Genomic DNA, 17,671 nt, shown 5'->3' with positions numbered 1-17,671 from the left:
TTGTTACCTTAGCGCCTTCCTCAAAAAACGCAACCAATTTCCGTGAAATATATTATCTATATCCTGCTCGGTATAGCCTTTATTGGACAAAAGGTAATCAAATTTCTGTAAATCTGCAATGGAGTTCATGTCCCACGGCGACTGTTCCGTTCCAAATATCCCGTCCAGATCACTTCCTATGCCAATATGTAAGGAATTACCCGCTATTTGGCAGATATGATCCCAGTGGTCAATGAGCATTTCCAATCGGATATCCAGCTGCCAGGGATCAGAAACCGTATCGATAAACCGTATATCCATGGCCCAACAATCCAGCATCCCACCGATAACGGCGTCCCGTTCCACCAATTGCCTAATTTGCACGTCATCCAATTGTCTTTGGTTAGGAACGATTTTCCGCACGTTGTGATGGCTTGCCCAAATGGGGCCCATATAGCCCTCCATCGCCTGCTCAAAGCCTTCATCTGTGAGGTGTGTTACATCCAATATCATATGCAGTTCATCCATGATTTTCAGCAATTCCAAACCATTTGGGTGAATCCGTCCAGCTGTCTTTGTCCCATCTGCATATCGGCCAGGCCCAAAGTGTGACAATCCTAACGCCCGAAGTCCATTGCCATATGCCTCATACAGATAATCCGGTGTCACCAACGAATCCGCGCCCTCTAGGCTCAATAAGAATCCTACCGGTTTGGTTTCATCTGCAATCATTACATCATTCCAAAGTTTGACATGGGCATCCAAGCCTTTTTTATCGACAATCTGCACCATCTCCCCCTGTTTCTCCATTTCTCTATACCAAGCCAGTTGTGCCTGTGTCATTGCCCAAGCCTGTGCCGGCGAATTCCACCCCGTCAACGCACTGTTAAACGGATTGACGCGCGCCAACTGGGTGGCTACCACAAAACCCACTTTACCTTTTCTCAATTCGGGCAGACAAACGGTGCCATTGCCCCTATCCGGCTTGTCGTTTATATTCATTTCTTTCAAACGAATATGTTCCAACGGCATAGCCAGATCACGGTTCCATTCGATGGCATTCATCGCCAAGTCCAGATGGGCATCAATGATCAAACGACTCATGTGGATATTTTTTTATCAATTGCTGTATTTCCTGACTAAAGGCTCTAAATATTCTATCCCAATAGCCTTTTTCCTCGACAGAATAGGTGTAAAATCCTTTTCCTTTAGCCATGCCGGTTTCTCCTTTATCTTTCTTTTCCTGCAAAATTTTAGGCAACGTAACCATATTGGACAATTCTCTGTTTAAGTCTTTCATCACCATCCCATAAGCATACGTTCCCATCAAATCCATGTATCTGAAATTACCGACAAAAGACAGATAAAACCCAGCATCATTTCGACAAGCTCTATCGACACTTTCGATGGAGGCAAATCCGTTTTCAACTAAATACAATCCTTCTCGTAACATCGCCGCCATCATTCTGGCACGGATACTAAAACCATTCCTGACCGTACAAGCATCTTTTTTCCCATATACGTTTACCCATTTTTCCAATTGTGCTAATGTAGCTGGATCAGTTTCCGCATTGGAAATAATTTCGGCAAAAAAAGTCCGGTGAACGGGATATGACCAATTCAGACCGAAAATTCTGGTGGGGCGCGTACTATCTGTCTGGATTTCTTCCAGACCTATACACTCCGTATTAACCGCTATAATGGTGTCCTCAGCGGTCCGGTTTTCCACCTGGCTTATTAAATGCTGCTTAGCCAACAGTTTATCGGGCGTAACCAATATGACTAATCTAGCCGTTATATTTTTCGGCCAATCGGTGATAACCGCTAATTTCGTACAATCATGGACTTCCTTACGTACGTAATGCTCAGCGGCTCCCCTATCATCCGTCAGCAATAGTACCGGATGGTCGCCATCCAGTAAACTACAGGCAACACTATAGGCTAGCTGGTCTTGACCGACAACCATAATAGAATTTGCTACACCATTCCTCGTATCCATATTATCTTATTTCTTTTAACACTTCTGTTCCAATCACAATGGCTTTATCGATATCTTCTTCTGTATGGACGGCGGAGATATACCAAAGTCCGCGTCCGATGACACGGATACCCCGGTCATGCAATCCCGCGATGAAACGCCCTAGTTTTGCTTTATCTGCTTGAAGCGTATCTCTATAATTCTTAACCTCAGGCAATGAAGTAAAGGAGGTACTCAACATGGCGGCTGTTCCTTGTACAAATAAGTTTTGTCCTGTCTCCTGTGCCGCAGCACGAAGCCCGTCCTTCAATTTTTTTCCCAATCGAAACATACGATTATAGGTGTCCGGATCTTCTTCCAATACTTCAATAGTGGCAAGTGCTGCAGCCACGGTAGGGTTGCTGGTATTCATGGTACCGGCATGAATCACCCTCACCGACACAATTTCATCCATCCACTCTTTTTTGCCTACAATAGCACTAATCGGATATCCACTTGCTATCGCTTTGGCAAAAATGGATAAATCCGGGGTGATGCCATAGTAGCCCTGCGCCCCGCCAAGCCCCAAGCGGAAGCCGGTAATCACTTCATCAAAAATGAGTGCTACATCATAACGGTCGCATATCGTACGTAACCCCTGTAAAAACCCTTCATTTGGCACAATACAGCCATTATTACACATAATCGGTTCGGTAATAATAGCCGCTAATTCCGCATGCTTTTCGGCGACGACACGTTCGATCAGTTCTAAATCGTTCCACGGAAGAATGATAAAATCATCCTTACTGTTTGGCGATAATCCAGCTGACCAAGGAAATACATGTGGGTTATCATTTTCTCCCAATGCTTCTACTGAAGGCGTACTGATTCCCCAGGCGACATTATCTAACCAACCATGATAATGCCCTTCGAAACGCAGAAACTTATTCTTTCCCGTCTTCGACCTAGCAACACGGAATGCCGTTTGAACCGCTTCTGATCCATCTAAACAGAATCGCATCCGTTCGGCCGACGGGATTAACTGGTGCAGCTTTTCAGCCAATTCAATTTCTTTGATATGCTGTCCGGCGAACAATTGCCCTTCTCTAGAATAAGTTTCAACCGCCTCCAACACCTTCGGATGGGAATGCCCAACAATTAACGGCCCTTGGCTTAATGTGAAGTCCAAGTAGTCGTTACCATCTACATCATATATATGTGTCCCTTCACCATGTGTATAAAAGATAGCATGGGGATGATTGTATTTCCGAAATTCGGAGGATACCCCCCCTGCTAAGACCTGACTGGCTCTATCCAATAGATCCTTAGATTTTTGATAGCTTCTTCTCTTCATTATATACCTTTTCCCTAATATGTTTCTCTGTATATCGCGTTGCTAAATCATAAATTTCCTTATTAAATTGCGCGAAAGCTTCTTCCCAGGCCTTAGCTTGTTTTTCATCATAGTCATAAAAGCCCTTACCATTGTGTATACCTCTAGCCCCTGCTGCTACCAAAGGCCGCATAAGATCTGGCACATCTGTACGATTGCTTAATTTTGGGAGGATTCCCTCAAAAGAATCGATATAATCGGCAAATCCCATAAAGTCCATTCGTCTGAAAATCCCCATTAAGGTTATCCATGAACCCACATCATATCGAAAAACCTTATCGGCGTCTTCCATCGTAGTCTCTCCATTCTCCACTAAGGTCAACGCTTCACGATAAACAGCATACATCAGTCTATTGGTAATAAATCCCCGAATATCCTTTTTGAGTAAGGTAGGTTCTTTCCCCCAGATTCCCCCAAGCTGCATCACATACGCCGCGGTATCTGTATCGGTCTTTGCTCCACATGTGACTTCCAGAAAACGGGTCATGTAAGCCGGTTCTGCCCAATGTACACCGATGAAACGATTGGGATGGGATACAAATGTCTGTAATTCGCTGATAGGTATGGCGGACGTGTTCGTGGCAATAATTGTATTTCCCGAAACCTGTTCTTCTATCTTTTCATATACCACCTTTTTTATCTCCTTGTCTTCGATGACACATTCCTGTACAAACTTACAAGTGGCTATATCCCGATAGTCGTCCGTTACTTTTAACGCCCCCACACTTGCTGACAGTCCTTTGGACAGCAAATTGGAACGGTCGGCATGGCGCAATAGATCTACGATATGGTTGATCGCCTTTTCTTTCTCCCCTAATATAGGTGCCAATGCCACCACCTGATGGCCAGATGCCAATAAAGAAACGACAATACTACACCCCATCAGCCCTAATCCCACGACCGCAACTTCTACATTTGCGCTTACATTAATCTTCATCGGAATGGGGAAGCTTTACAATACAGTCAATCTCCACACAAATACCTTCGCCCAATACGGATTGGACAGTCGTTCGTGCAGGTTTTATTCCTTCAAAATAAGTTGCGTAAACTTCATTGAATCGGTCAAAATCTGCTATGTTCGTCAAGTGAACGGTACTCTTCACCACATCATCCATGGTGGCTCCGGCAGCCTCGATGATGGCTTTGATGTTGTCCATCGTACGGGCGGTTTCCTCTTCTATACTCCCCAAGATAAAAGTAGAGGTTTTGAAATCCACCGATGCCTGTCCGCTAATAAAAAGAAATCCGCCTGCGACGACACCATCAGAATATGCTCCGGTCACGAAAGCCGCGTCTCTATCCGGGTGTACAATTTTACGCTTACTCATATACAATGTTTTGGTTTAATTTATGTGTATACTGTATAGCAAAAGTACATGTACGGCACATCCAGGTCTATTACATTTGTGCTTAATTGTAGTACTATTTTTCAGTTGGTTTCTTTGCCGCTAGAACCGCGATTGACTTTTCCTTTTTATCCATTAGTTTTTGTTTTCAAAGGAATGGATGAGCACTTCTTGGTTTTCTCTCAAAAAAAGGAAACAAAAACCGATCAGAGGGAGCTCATGAATTCCAAAATAAACACGAATTCATAAAAGTCGCCACTTTAAAATTGCGAGCTTTTTGCTTCTTTTCGCGAGGAAAAGGAAGATGAAAGAATGATTCGTTCTATCGCAACAAAGCATTAAACCGTTCCCAAAAGCCATCGACAGGTAGTTTTGCCGTGAGTTTTAGCTTTTCATCCTTTATGGGGTGGACGAATTCTAGCGAACGGGAATGTAAACAGATTGTACGGCGTAGGCTTCCCCGAGGATATCCATATTTGTTGTCTCCTACGATAGGACAACCCATATACGCCAATTGAGCACGAATCTGGTGGGTACGTCCGGTCATAGGCGCTACCTGCAATAGATAATAGCCATCAAGAACACCTATAACCTCATAATCCAATTGCGCAAAACTTCCGCCTTTCACTTCTCGGTCGTAAGCCTTGGTAACCATTTTTTTACGGTCTCGCAGCAACCAGTTTTTTAATGTATCCTTATCTTTTGGCGGACGGTTACGAACAATGGCTAAATAGGTCTTCGATACTTTGCGGTCATGAAACAAACGATTCATCCGATCCAGACCTTTGCTGGTCTTTGCAAAAAGAATCATCCCACTGACAGGCCGATCCAACCGATGGATAACCCCTACAAATGCACCATTTGGCTTTTGGTATTTAGCCGTAAGGTAAACATTGACCATGTCTTCCAGTGACTTGTCTCCCGTGTCATCCACCTGTACGATATCACCCGCCCTTTTGTTAATGGCGATATAGTGATTGTCTTCGTAGATAACATCTTTATCCGTTATGTTCATCCGAATGACTATAAAGAGTCTTTTGCAGCCTTCTCCTGTTCTTTTTGTTGTTTCCGGAAATAGCCTCTAAATAGAAAGTTGCTTTGTAACGCTTTCATATTATCATCCAGCTTCTCGGTACTCATATTCAAGTTCCGCAATATTTGCCGGATTTCCTCGGCGGCCGCCGGATCGTTGGTCAATACACCGAGCGCATTATCTTTATCGTTTAAACGTGCGGAAGTCGCATTCAAATTTTCCATCAGCGTCGATGCTGTTTCGGTTACACCCTGCAGTTGTGTTGCTGACTCCCGTAAACTCGCAAAAACGACTGTATCTGTTGTCAGCTCATGGATTAGCCCTTGATTGCTATTTAACTTATTCATCAAAACAACCAAATTAGCAGAAGCTTTGTTGACATCGCCCATCACTTTATCTAACCCCTGCACGGTACTTTTTAGAGAAAGTGCAATGGTTGAATCCGTCATTAAAGCACCCACCGTACCCTTTCCTTCCACCATTTGTTTGGAAAGAACGGCAAAGTTTTTCGTTATCTCCACCAGATTCTCATTATTTGTTTGCAATGTCGCAAACATCGCGTCCGTATCGGTGCCACCTACTGATTTGATAACATCACCGTCTTGTATCGGCGGAACCTGATCCGATCCACCGACCAGATTGACGATAGCATTTCCAATCAATCCGTCAGAGCCCAACTTTGCAACAACATCTTCCCGAATAAACTGGCTGGATTTCTCTTCAATGTGCATAACGACTTTTACATCGTTGATACTTTGGAATTTTATTTCTTTGACAATCCCCACTTTAACACCCGAAAACCAGACGTTATTTCCCACTTTCAATCCTTTCACGTCATGAAAATAAGTCGTCACGACTAAATTCTTACTGAATTTATTTTGTTGCGTTCCCAATACCAGAATACCCGCGACCAAAATAATCAAGCCAATCAGGACAAATAATCCAACTGTAAGCGAACGCTTCCTTTCGTTTGTACTCATATATCTTTAATCAATAAAATTATAATCATAAAAGGGTTTCACACGTTCGTCATCCGTATCAAAAATCTCCTCGAACGTTCCCTGTCTTTCAAATTTTCCATCCAATAGCATCACCATTCTATCGCCTACCATCTTTGCGCACGACAAATCATGGGTAATAATAATGGATGACGTTTGATATTGTTCCTGCACCTGGTTTATTAGTGAATTGATGTCCAGACAAGTCAACGGATCTAACCCCGCGGTAGGTTCATCGTACAGCATAATATCCGGGCGCAATATCAATGTACGGGCAATCCCGATACGCTTACGTTGTCCACCCGATAACTCGGAAGGCATTTGATTAATTGCCTGTGACAATCCCACACCTTCCAGCACCTCCTCTACCTCTTTATCAATTTCTGTCCTCGTCAGATTCCGCTTGTTTCTGACCAACGGAAATTCCAGGTTTTCCCGCACGGTCATACTATCGTATAACGCGCTATTCTGAAAAGAAAAGCCAATACGTTGGCGTAAATCTCGTAATTCCCGTTCATCTAATTGGTTGACAATCTCTCCCAATACATGAATATCGCCTTTATCTGGTTTTAACAAACCCGATATAAGCTTGATCAGTACAGATTTTCCTGTACCCGAGCGTCCTAATACAACTAAGTTTTCGCCGTTAAATAGTTGGAGATCAACATCGCGTAATACATGTAAATCACCAAACGATTTACTGACGTTATCCACATGGATAACAACGTCGTCATGATTGATATTTACGTTCTTTTTTTCCATACCTGTTTAACCAATCAAGGAAAGTAATTGAACAATAAGCAACTCTTCGATAAACACCAGGAACATGGACGATACCACAGCGGCGTTAGCCGCTTTACCGACACCTTCTGTTCCTTTAGAAGAATAATACCCTACATAGGTACTTGCAAATCCAATGGTGAATCCAAAGACTACCGCCCGTAAAACCATGGCGAAAACATCTTTGGCTGCAATAGATTCGAAAACTTGAGTAAAAAAGGCTAAAATACTTAAATCGTCTTTGGTAGCAATACTCAAATACCCCCCCAATAAACCAATACCTGCTACATAAAAACAGAGCACCGGAATCATCGTCGTCGTCGCGATGATGCGGCTGGTTATCAAGAATTTTGTCGGATTTGTACCGGACACTTCCATCGCATCAATCTGTTCGGTTACATTCATCGAACTCAATTCTGCTCCAATCTGGGAACCTACCTTGCCCGAAGCGATCAATGCTGTAACTAAAGGAGCTAATGCCCGGACAATAGCAATGGATATTAAATTCGGCAGCCAGGAAGTGGCACCAAAATCTTCGAGAGAAGGTCGCGATTGCTTGGTAAATACAAAGCCTACGATAAATCCCGTCAAACTAATCAATGGAAACGATTTCCACCCGATCTCGTAACATTGCCGGATAATCTCTTTAAATTCATAAGGAGGGGTTACTGCTTCCCGCAGGAAACTCATCATGAAGCGATGGATTCTGGCGAACTCGATAAGTAGTTTTTCTATTTTACGTCCCATTCCGAAAAAATCATCCGACAAATGTACAAACTTTTATTTTTAGTAGGAAGCTGATCATACCTTATCACTGAAGTTATCGTCAATTAAACCTTTGCTATTACTATGCAGTCATAACAATAATAAACAGTAAATGGTTTTATTATTTAAAGAAGAAGATCATGAGAAGCATAAAAACTCCCACCTTACTGATTGCATTAATTGCATTTGCATTTAGTGTCTGCTCCCATAAACAAGTGTCTGCTCAACCTCACGGTTCAGTTTCATTTGATTTATTTTACAATGAGTTATCTCCATATGGGCATTGGGACCGTGATCCTGCCTACGGTGATATTTGGTTTCCAAGGGCAGAGGCTAATTTTCGTCCGTACGGTACAAACGGTTATTGGACGATGACCGAATATGGTAATACGTGGGTATCCGACTACGACTGGGGATGGGCACCATTCCATTATGGGCGTTGGGTTTATACCAACTATCGTGGTTGGGGATGGATTCCGGATTATGAGTGGGGACCTGCTTGGGTCGACTGGCGCAGTGGCGGTGGTTATTACGGCTGGGCTCCTATGTCTCCATCTGTGGGCGTTACTGTTTCTGTTGGTTTACCGATCAATTTATGGGTGTTTCTTCCCTCAAGACGTATTTACGACCGGCATATACATCGTCACTGGGCCTATGGCCGTCGTAATATTTACAACCGCACAACGATTATCAACAATACGTATATTGTAAACAACAACCGTTATTATGGCGGTCCAGCTCGTCGCGATATCGAGCGTCAAATTGGTCGTCGCGTTAATGTTCGAAATGTTCGTACAACGGAACGTCCAGGACGCTCACAGGTAGATCGTCGTTCGGTATCCATTTATCGTCCGGATAGGGCTACCAATACGCGTGGTAACCAAAATGCAGTACGTGCAACGGAGTCAAACCGAAATACGCGTGCAACGACTACCCGTTCGAATAATGGCAGAACAGAGCGCTATATTGGCGATAATCCTAACCGCACGAGTGGGCGTACGACAGAAAATCGTGCAAACGCAACACGTAGCAATACAACGTCCTCCAATCGCAATCAAAATGCGACACGGACACCGAATACAAGCAATCGTTCTACTTCGAGTAATCGCGAAGGTACAACAACTCAGCGTCAGACGCGTTCCAACGAACAACGGTCGAATGTTAACCGCAGTTCAACACAGCGGAATCAGAACGCAACACAACCGCGGAGCCAGCAGCCGAATACCCGCGCCACACAACAACGTAGCGAGGTAAACCGGAGAACAACAGCGCAACCGCAACAAAATAATCGAAGCAATACGCAACAACGCGCTACACCCAATCGCACACAGACGCCTTCACAACGCAGTCAACCATCCCGCCAGAGCGCGCCTTCAGGCAATGTGTATCAAACGAGTCAACGAAGCAGTGCACCAGCACAGGTTAGCCGTTCCTCTAGCAGCAGTTCTTCGAATAGTGTAAACCGTTCGAGTGGGTCAAACAGATCCAGTGTACAACGCAGTAGCAGTTCTTCATCGCGCAGCAGTGAAGCAAGTTCACGTGGTAGTAGCACCAGCCGCTCCTCCTCTGCCCGCGGAAGCAGATAAAAATTTTCTATTTATATTGAAGCAAAGACAGCCTCCTGTTTGCAAACGCAAAACAGGGGGCTTCTTTTTTTAGCGTAACTTCTGCCTTTTTGCAATACCCATAAAAAAGGGTAAAAAAAGCAACGTCGCTAACGTGGATATGATCAGTCCGCCCATTGTTCCCACCGCAAGCGGAAACCAAAAAGCCTCCTTCCCTTCACCGATCAAGAAAGGAATAAAGCCGAGTATCGTGGATAAAACCGTCAACAAAATAGGCCTTATCTTCACCTGGCATGCCTTCATGTATGCCCGTAACGGTGTGCTAGCAGGGCGGGTTCTCCTCAGGTAGCTATATTCTTCCACGATGTAAATATTTGCATTGATCGTCAATGCCGCCAAGAGGATAAACGAAGCATATCCCCCCTGATCAAATTCAATCGAAAACAAGTAAAAAGCCAGAAATATTCCGATAAAAGAAACCGGAATCACAAAGATGATGTACAACGGCTTTTTAAACGAATTGAATAGAATCGAACAGACAAGATAAATAACCAGAAACACGTACGCCAACAAGAAATAGTTGGTTTGTTTTTTATCCCCTCCATATCGAGGGTTTGCATCTTTGATCGTATACCCCAACGGTAGTTCTTCCGCGAATTCTTCGATGTGCATTTCCTGCACCTTTCTTCCCTGCTCATGCGCCCCAATGTATTCATATTGCAGGCATACGCGGTATTGTTGGTTGACTTTTCCCACCTCCTTCGGCATTTGCGTTTTCTCCATGCTCGCCAATTCCCCTACTTTATAGGTGTTGTTATGGATCTGTATCGGTACGTTTAGCATATCCCAGATCGCGTATGTATCCGTTTGCCTGGCATGCAAAAAAACACGCTCCAAGCCTTCGGACGTCGGGAGGCTACCCGCATTTATTCTATTTCCGAGTACCGTATTCAATTGTTCATATAATTGATAGGGCTGTATATTTTCTTCGATCAGGCGGTTCTTCTTGAGTGCAAAAGCAAACTCTTCATAATCATCCTTGAACCAACTGAACTCCGCGTTGATAAACACCTCTTTTATACGCCGATGCTCCATTAACTTTTGTTTGAATCGTTCTGCCCAGTACGACAATTCGTCGTAATTATAACCGAACATCTCCACACGGTAAGATCCTGTCCCTTCCCGGACATCATTACTAAAGCCATCTCCCAGTCCGTACACCCCCCAACTGCCTCCTCCAAGCTCCAACGATTTCGTAATCAGTCGGGATTTTAACATATACGGAAATCCGCCACGCGCATGCTCCTGCATAAACTGTATACGGATACTGGCCTGTTGCGCATTATAGATATCCGTTTGAAACTGTCGGACCTCGGGGAATTGACTAATGTAGCTTTCCATTTGCTGTATCAGCCCGTTCATCTCGGCTATGGTCGAATTGCTCGGCAAGGACGCATTCACCTGCAGTGTCGTCTCTTCCCGTTCGGTAAAATAAGTCCCATGCTTTACTTTTTGGACGAACAGACGTAAGGTTCCACCCAAAGCCGGATTAACATATGGCGCGATAGCCTCTTTATACCATTCACTTCCTAAGGTACGGTTGTACCAGTTTGCCCATTCGCTTTCCTTCTCTATTTTTTCAGGAAGCAGAAATACCGGCAAACCAAAAGCTAGTATCAGTAAAATAATCACGATGACACGCCAACGGTATAAAAACCCACATAGCAACCCATAAAAGCGGAAAACAGCAACCGACCATCTTAATTTCTTCCGACTGCGCCGGGTTTGACGTGCGGTACGTTTTCGCTTTCGTCTGTCCAATTGAAGTTTATCCACCAACGCCGGCACTAAAAATAATGCCACGAATAACGATATGCCCAGATTGACCATCATCACCAACGAAAAATCCAACAAATTCAGCCGAACCCGTTCATCCATCAGGAACACGACGGACAAGGTGCCGATGGTCGTCAGCGTAGCCGCCATAATCGACATAAACGCCCGTCTATTTTTTTCCCGAATGATGTGTTCAGCCATCACAATGGTATTATCGATAACCAATGTGAGCGAAATCGTAATACCCGCTAACGAATACAACTGTATCTCCATATCCAATATATAATAACATATCACCGCTATAGCGAGATTACTGAACAAGGATACCACGGTCAGCAGCATATATTTTAGGTTACGATAGGTCAGCAACATGAACAGCAGCAAGATGAGCAACGTCAAACCCGTCCTAAAATAAATCTTATCCAGTTCTGTCTCGATAAATTCCGTTGCATCATAATTGAGATGTAATTCATATCCCATTGGCAGCATTCCCTTCATAGCGGCAAGTTGCTGCTTTAACTTTTTCCCGAGTGCCAGCTGGTTGCTCCATTCATCGGCCACCACGGTCAGGTAGATAGAGTTCAATCCATTGATACGAAAATAGCTTCGGACTTGATCTTGCACACGCTCCGCACGCAGCAGTTTCCCCAAAGGTATCATAGCTCCATCACCTCGCCGGACACCAACCTGGTTTAATATATCTGGCAAGGATTCCTGTTGTGAACGAGCCGTCACCTGTATCCATTCCTGCCGCTGGTCCGCCGTTTCCACCATGGCCATATCCAGAAATTCCATTCGCGTGGACTCTGACAGCGCCCGTTGTATTTCCCGGACCGTTACGCTGTATTTCGTCAAGACATCCGCATCGTACTCCAAACGCCATATCATCGGTACCGCTCCCCGCACATCCACCTCCGAAACCCCTTCGATAAGGCTGAGCGGTGGTTTGATACTGGTTTCTACAACGTTCTGTATTTCATGGGGTGTTACCGGCGCATTCACGGTATAGGTTAATATGGGTTTATTGGCATCTCTATCCACCCTGCTTTGTGAGATGGATGGATAGGAGACATTTTCTGGCAACATGCCCCAAGTTTGGCGGATAATGGTCGATATCTCAAAGCGAGCCACATCGATGTCCTTATGTTTATTAAACTCAAGTTTTATACGTCCCCAGCCATTTCCCGATTTTGAGCTTATTTTCCGGATGCCATCGATGCGGTTTAGCATGGCTTCCAACCGTGACGTTGCTTCAATTTCTACCGTCCGGGGCGAACTTCCATACATCGAGAAATGTACACTGATATGGGGCAATGTTTGGGATGGAGCTAACTTAATCGCTAACCGCGGTATCAGGGTCAACCCGACTAACGACAGGCAGGCGAACACCAAAATAATCGAGAACGACGATATTTTCCGAGCGGCTTCCATCAGCTTAGCGGTGTAATTGATCAAAAAGATAAGACAGCGATTCTCCGGTATGGAAATCGAACAACGTCAGTTTTCGGATCCGGAAATAACATTTCCAATAATTTTTCAACGAAGCAATGTAATTTTTCTGGGCTTCCTTCTGCCGGTTAAGCGACAAGGTTAAGCTATTGATATCCGATTTACCGATCATAAAGCGCTGCTTTGTGGCCTGAAAAGCCGCAACCGCCAGCTCCAATGCCTCTTCGGCGCTATTCACCATATCCTGTTGTACCCCAAAATCGCTGACCGTCACCATAATATCCTGCTCGAGGCTTTGTTCACGCTGCTGCGTGGATATTTTCGCTACATTCAGGTTGTTGCGGGCCATATTGACCCTCCCTTTCCGAACCCCCCAATCCAGAATAGGAATCGTCAAGCCGACACTCACCAAATTTTGCTGTAGCGGGTTTCGATAAGCACCGGCAAAAGTCGGATCCACCTGGTTGAACCCTGCACTCGCCGATAGACTTGCCTGAAAAGCAGCTTCCCGCTGCGTACGTTCCACTTCCCGTTCAGCCTCCATGATTTCCTGCCGATTGGTCAAGTAATCGGGGTTATTTTCAGCTGCCAATGACAACGCCTGTTCCACCGGAATATCGATGTGCATAGGTCGTTGCGGCAAAACGACCGTAAGCCGCTCCTGTCTGCCCATATTCAAGTAATTCCCCAAACTGAACGTCGACCGCTGCAATTCAATTTCGCTGTTTTTCAAGGTATTCCGGGCATTTACCGCATCCAGTTTCAACGTCAGCATATCCGCCTGTGAGATCGCCGCAATCTTAAACCGCTCCTGCCCCATCAGGAATAAGGTATCCGAAGAGCTCACGTTATCCCGAGCCATATCGAACTCCGCCTGTGCCAGTGCGAGACCAAAGAAGAGCTCAATAACGTCTTCCGCTATCCCCTCCTTTTCATATAAATATTGCTTTTTCGCCTTCTCAAATTTCAGCGGTTCTACTTTCTTTTCCCATTTAAACGGATTAAAGCCCATGAGCCGCTGAATATAGCCAATACGCAGCGGAACACTGGAATACTGCGAAAAAGCTGCCTGACCAAAATTTCGGAAATATCCCAGTTCCGAATCGATAAAAAAAGTTCCCCCTGTCCAGTCGAGATTTTGGTTAATCGAAATATTCCCGGACGTATAGAAAGACTGCTGGACACGGTACACATCAATATTATTATCCGGATCGTACCGTTTGGTAAACTCCCGATTATATTGTACCGGCACCAAATTCAAGTTCAACGAAGGCAAGCGTGCCGCTCTAAACGAGCGGTATTGCCAATAATTCGCCATATACAGGTTTTTTAACCGAAACGACTGCAACGAGCTGTCGCTCGCCATATCGATACTCTCCTGCAACGTCAGTTGGTGCGATTTCCCGGACTGCGCCTTCGCGCCATTCCACCAACTGACTACCATCAACAAAACAAAAAAATACTGCTTCATATCGTTACATTTTTCGTCCCCTTCTTACGGTAAACAAACCAATACACCAAGGGTACCACAAAAAGACTGATCGGCGTTCCGATCAACATACCGCCGATAGTCGCTACCGCCAAAGGCTTTTCCAATTCCGATCCCATATCACTGCTGAACAACAGCGGAAGCATACAGACGATTGACGTCATACTGGTCATCAAGATGGCATTCAGTCTTCTCCGTCCCGCCTCATGAATAGCCACCAACAGGTCGACACCTTGCTTGCGGAGCTGGTTTATGATATCTAGCTTCAGAATACTGTCATTAATGATAATACCGCTGGTTACGATGATTCCTATGGCTGACATGAGGTTAAGGCTATAACCAAATAGCATCAACAAGCCCAGAGCAGCTGCGATAGCGATCGGGATCTCCATCAATACAATCAGCGGTTGCACAAAACTTTCAAATTGTGCCGCCAGGATAAAATACATCAACATGATGGACACCAGCAGGATAAGCAGCAGCCCATCTAGCATCTGCTGGTTAAAGAAAAATGCACCCGAGAAATCGATATCCCGTTCGCTGTTGGGTTTGATATGCTCCCGCAGTTGTTGCCATGTCGCCTCCGGCTGCGCCAGGTCATGCAGTTCAAAAGGAATAAATTCCCCATTACGTCCCGCGGTCAGATACTTCATGCCTTCCGTTATTTCCATATGCACAAATTCCTTTAGCGGAATACGGCGCGCCGGTTCGTCCCGTTGTGTTCCCGGTACGTTCAGCAAGGTCTGTTGGATCGATTCATTAACGTTTACACGCTCCTGGCCGAGCATCACCGGCAGGTACTGCTGGTAAGACCGGAGTGTCGTCACCTCTTCCTCTTTCAAGTTCGTTTTCAACGCCTGGTTCACCAGTTGGTAGGGAACATTATATAGCAAAAGCTTTTCGTGATCAATCTGTATATTCAGCTGTTTTTGGAACGGCACACTGCCGGCAATATGTCCGGTAATCGCATAGATACGTTTCTGCCAAGCCGTAATAGAATCTTGCCCGGGCATCTGCCGTTGGTTTCGGGGATAATACTCCAGCCGGAGGTCTGGCTCCGCTGTGGAGAAAATCCGCTCGAATACTGTTCCTGTCGGCGCAAAGGTCAACATCGCCTGCGGGAACAGGCGGGCGATATACCCCGCCACACTATCCTGAAGCCCGGTAACGGCCGTCTGATCCGCAACGGCCATATATATTTCAGCTTCCGACACCGTTTGTTCCCGTTCACGATTCAATAAGAACTGCTGCTGTCCGATCAAAGCCGAGGTAACCGTCACCTGCGGTTTCACATGTGCTATCAGCGCCTGCGCGCGCTTTTGGTTTTCTTCCAGGTGGATATTTTCATTCCATTCAATCTTGGCGACAATTTCATGCTGGCTGATCTCCGGCATTTTTTCTTTCGGGATGACGAAAAACATCCAGGCACTTAGCGGGAATATGGCCAGGATCAGGATGACGGTAATTATCTTGTGCGAAAAGACCCAATCCGCAACTCGGTGATATACACGTTCTAGAAAAGGAGGCTTCTTGTTCTCGGTTTGGACGTGGGATTTTGCGGATTGCCTCCAAGGCAGTCGAATAGTGTAGAGCAATTTATACAGTACCGGTAGCAGCAAGATACCTGTCAGATACGACACCAATAAACCGATGGCAACGGAAAAAGCCTGATCAAAAAACAAGGCACCAGCGATACCGCTCATAAAGATGAGCGGCACGAAAACGGCTATAGTCGTAAAAGACGAACTGAGCATCGGACTGATCACCTCGTTCGTTCCCTTTATGCAAGCCTCGTCAATGGGAACACCTTTTAAGCGATACTGACCGATATTATCGGTAACGATAATGGCGTTATCGATCATCATCCCCAGCGCCAACACCAAACCCGTTAAGGAAACGATATTGAGCGAGACATTGCACAGGTAAAAAAACAATAGGCTGATGATCAGCGAGACGAACATGCTCAATCCGATAATCAACGGCGAGCGGGCATCCCGCATAAAAAACACAGACACCAAACACACAAAAATAAAGGCAAGTACAAGATTTTGCTGCAAATTCGAAATTGTATAATCCAGTAATTCCGTTTGGTTTTGCGTGGTCGAAAACAGGATATCCGGATAGGTCCGCTTTAAATTCGCGATCGTTCCCGCCAAGGCCTCCTGCAAATTCGCCATATTTTCATCACCTTGTTTGATGATACCCATACTGACTGCCCGATGCCCGTTATATAAGGCGATCCCTTTCTCTTGTTGTGCCCCCATTTCCATATCTGCCAGATCCTGCAATTGAAAAATCCGACCATTTTTACGGATATAGAGTTGTTTAATATCTTCGAGCGTCCGTACGACCGCCGAAAACGTAATGTTATACGCATAATGCCCATCCTTCACCAAGGTAGCACCCGGTTCGATGTTATTATCCTGCAACGTCGAGGCGATATCCGACAGCGTAATGCCCGTCACCGCCAGCATATCCTGCTTGGGCGAAATCAATATCTGTTTGTCGGCAATCCCTGTAATATCTACCATGGCTACCTCCGGCAATTGTTCAATCCGTTTTTTAATGACCGTATTCGCCAACTCACTCAGCACTAAAAATTCCTGTTCGCGATCCTTGTCATGAACCGCATCTCGTTCATTTAGGGTTAGATGGAGAAAAAACACGGGGATATCGGTTGCACTCGCTTTAACCACACGCGGCCGTTCCACCTCTTTGGGAATCTGGTTCATCGCCGCATCGATCTTCTCGTTAACTTCGATAAAGGCTAGATCTGTATCCTCTCCATACGCAAAGTTCAGCCGGATGAGGGCATGTCCATTATGCGCCTCGCTGTGGATATCACGGATATGTGAAACCTGCAACAGTTGTCGCCGGATGGGCGAGACGACGGTATTCTCCAAGGCCTGTGCCGACATGTTTTTGCCCGATACCTGCACGGTGATCTCGGGGATCGGGATATCCGGCAACAGCGAAATAGGAATATGCAGATACGTAATGACCCCCAGGATGAAAAATGCTAGGAATGTCATGAATACAGCTATCGGTCTTTGGATAAGGTACTTGATCATTTGTATGACA

At 45.3% G+C, this 17,671-nt stretch carries 13 protein-coding genes; 1 reads left to right on the top strand and 12 read right to left on the bottom strand.

Annotated elements, in window-relative coordinates:
• Window positions 1-3 precede the first annotated feature (3 nt).
• From H8B06_RS08635 to H8B06_RS08595, 9 genes are all read right to left on the bottom strand, one after another.
• Window positions 4-1,083, bottom strand: coding sequence for a dipeptidase (locus H8B06_RS08635; RefSeq protein ID WP_190993877.1), 1,080 nt, complete (start codon window positions 1,081-1,083; stop codon window positions 4-6).
• Window positions 1,064-1,978 (bottom strand): 3-hydroxyacyl-CoA dehydrogenase family protein, encoded by a 915-nt coding sequence (locus H8B06_RS08630; protein ID WP_190993876.1) that lies wholly within the window; start codon window positions 1,976-1,978, stop codon window positions 1,064-1,066. Before H8B06_RS08630 ends, H8B06_RS08635 begins: the two co-directional genes overlap by 20 nt.
• Before the next feature lies 1 nt (window position 1,979).
• A complete protein-coding gene (locus H8B06_RS08625; RefSeq protein WP_190993875.1) occupies window positions 1,980-3,290 on the bottom strand; it encodes an aspartate aminotransferase family protein in 1,311 nt (436 codons plus the stop codon).
• On the bottom strand, window positions 3,262-4,266 hold the full coding sequence (locus tag H8B06_RS08620) for a 3-hydroxyacyl-CoA dehydrogenase family protein (RefSeq protein WP_190993874.1): 1,005 nt from the start codon (window positions 4,264-4,266) through the stop codon (window positions 3,262-3,264). Before H8B06_RS08620 ends, H8B06_RS08625 begins: the two co-directional genes overlap by 29 nt.
• Window positions 4,256-4,657 carry a RidA family protein gene (locus H8B06_RS08615; RefSeq protein ID WP_190993873.1) on the bottom strand — a complete coding sequence of 134 codons (402 nt, stop codon included), beginning with the start codon at window positions 4,655-4,657 and terminating at the stop codon, window positions 4,256-4,258. The genes H8B06_RS08620 and H8B06_RS08615 overlap by 11 nt, the downstream gene beginning before the upstream one ends.
• A gap of 340 nt (window positions 4,658-4,997) precedes the next feature.
• The gene (locus H8B06_RS08610) at window positions 4,998-5,690 is read right to left on the bottom strand and encodes an RluA family pseudouridine synthase (protein ID WP_190993872.1); all 693 of its coding nucleotides are present in this window, start codon (window positions 5,688-5,690) and stop codon (window positions 4,998-5,000) included.
• An 8-nt stretch (window positions 5,691-5,698) separates the two neighbouring features.
• Window positions 5,699-6,688: an MlaD family protein gene (locus H8B06_RS08605; protein WP_190993871.1), complete on the bottom strand. Its 990-nt coding sequence runs from the start codon at window positions 6,686-6,688 to the stop codon at window positions 5,699-5,701.
• Between the two features lie 6 nt (window positions 6,689-6,694).
• Complete coding sequence (locus tag H8B06_RS08600) at window positions 6,695-7,468, bottom strand: ABC transporter ATP-binding protein (RefSeq protein WP_190993870.1); 774 nt, start codon at window positions 7,466-7,468, stop codon at window positions 6,695-6,697.
• A 6-nt stretch (window positions 7,469-7,474) separates the two neighbouring features.
• A complete protein-coding gene (locus tag H8B06_RS08595; RefSeq protein WP_190993869.1) occupies window positions 7,475-8,233 on the bottom strand; it encodes an MlaE family ABC transporter permease in 759 nt (252 codons plus the stop codon).
• Between the two features lie 158 nt (window positions 8,234-8,391).
• Here H8B06_RS08595 and H8B06_RS08590 point away from each other — a divergent pair, with 158 nt between their 5' ends.
• Window positions 8,392-9,837, top strand: a complete 1,446-nt coding sequence (locus tag H8B06_RS08590) for a DUF6600 domain-containing protein (protein ID WP_223857551.1) — start codon at window positions 8,392-8,394, stop codon at window positions 9,835-9,837.
• Window positions 9,838-9,906: 69 nt separating this feature from the next.
• Here the strand turns inward: H8B06_RS08590 and H8B06_RS08585 are convergent, their stop codons facing one another.
• From H8B06_RS08585 to H8B06_RS08575, 3 genes are read right to left on the bottom strand one after another with little or no spacing between them, the layout of a single operon-like run.
• Window positions 9,907-13,107: an efflux RND transporter permease subunit gene (locus H8B06_RS08585; RefSeq protein WP_223857550.1), complete on the bottom strand. Its 3,201-nt coding sequence runs from the start codon at window positions 13,105-13,107 to the stop codon at window positions 9,907-9,909.
• On the bottom strand, window positions 13,088-14,572 hold the full coding sequence (locus H8B06_RS08580; protein ID WP_190993868.1) for a TolC family protein: 1,485 nt from the start codon (window positions 14,570-14,572) through the stop codon (window positions 13,088-13,090). Before H8B06_RS08580 ends, H8B06_RS08585 begins: the two co-directional genes overlap by 20 nt.
• Complete coding sequence (locus H8B06_RS08575) at window positions 14,569-17,661, bottom strand: efflux RND transporter permease subunit (protein WP_190993867.1); 3,093 nt, start codon at window positions 17,659-17,661, stop codon at window positions 14,569-14,571. The genes H8B06_RS08580 and H8B06_RS08575 overlap by 4 nt, the downstream gene beginning before the upstream one ends.
• Between the last annotated feature and the right edge of the window lie 10 nt (window positions 17,662-17,671).

Source organism: Sphingobacterium micropteri (assembly GCF_014692515.1).
GTDB classification, from domain to species: Bacteria; Bacteroidota; Bacteroidia; order Sphingobacteriales; family Sphingobacteriaceae; genus Sphingobacterium; species Sphingobacterium micropteri.
Note: the sequence above shows the minus strand (reverse complement) of the source record. Positions and strands in the feature narration are given on the sequence as shown.

Excerpts from the sequence above, each read along its gene's own strand:
- H8B06_RS08635 (WP_190993877.1), bottom strand. The coding sequence starts at position 1,083 with ATGAGTCGTTTGATCATTGATGCCCATCTGGACTTGGCGATGAATGCC.
- H8B06_RS08630 (WP_190993876.1), bottom strand. The coding sequence starts at position 1,978 with ATGGATACGAGGAATGGTGTAGCAAATTCTATTATGGTTGTCGGTCAA.
- H8B06_RS08625 (WP_190993875.1), bottom strand. The coding sequence starts at position 3,290 with ATGAAGAGAAGAAGCTATCAAAAATCTAAGGATCTATTGGATAGAGCC.
- H8B06_RS08620 (WP_190993874.1), bottom strand. The coding sequence starts at position 4,266 with ATGAAGATTAATGTAAGCGCAAATGTAGAAGTTGCGGTCGTGGGATTA.
- H8B06_RS08615 (WP_190993873.1), bottom strand. The coding sequence starts at position 4,657 with ATGAGTAAGCGTAAAATTGTACACCCGGATAGAGACGCGGCTTTCGTG.
- H8B06_RS08610 (WP_190993872.1), bottom strand. The coding sequence starts at position 5,690 with ATGAACATAACGGATAAAGATGTTATCTACGAAGACAATCACTATATC.
- H8B06_RS08605 (WP_190993871.1), bottom strand. The coding sequence starts at position 6,688 with ATGAGTACAAACGAAAGGAAGCGTTCGCTTACAGTTGGATTATTTGTC.
- H8B06_RS08600 (WP_190993870.1), bottom strand. The coding sequence starts at position 7,468 with ATGGAAAAAAAGAACGTAAATATCAATCATGACGACGTTGTTATCCAT.
- H8B06_RS08595 (WP_190993869.1), bottom strand. The coding sequence starts at position 8,233 with ATGGGACGTAAAATAGAAAAACTACTTATCGAGTTCGCCAGAATCCAT.
- H8B06_RS08590 (WP_223857551.1), top strand. The coding sequence starts at position 8,392 with ATGAGAAGCATAAAAACTCCCACCTTACTGATTGCATTAATTGCATTT.
- H8B06_RS08580 (WP_190993868.1), bottom strand. The coding sequence starts at position 14,572 with ATGAAGCAGTATTTTTTTGTTTTGTTGATGGTAGTCAGTTGGTGGAAT.
- H8B06_RS08575 (WP_190993867.1), bottom strand. The coding sequence starts at position 17,661 with ATGATCAAGTACCTTATCCAAAGACCGATAGCTGTATTCATGACATTC.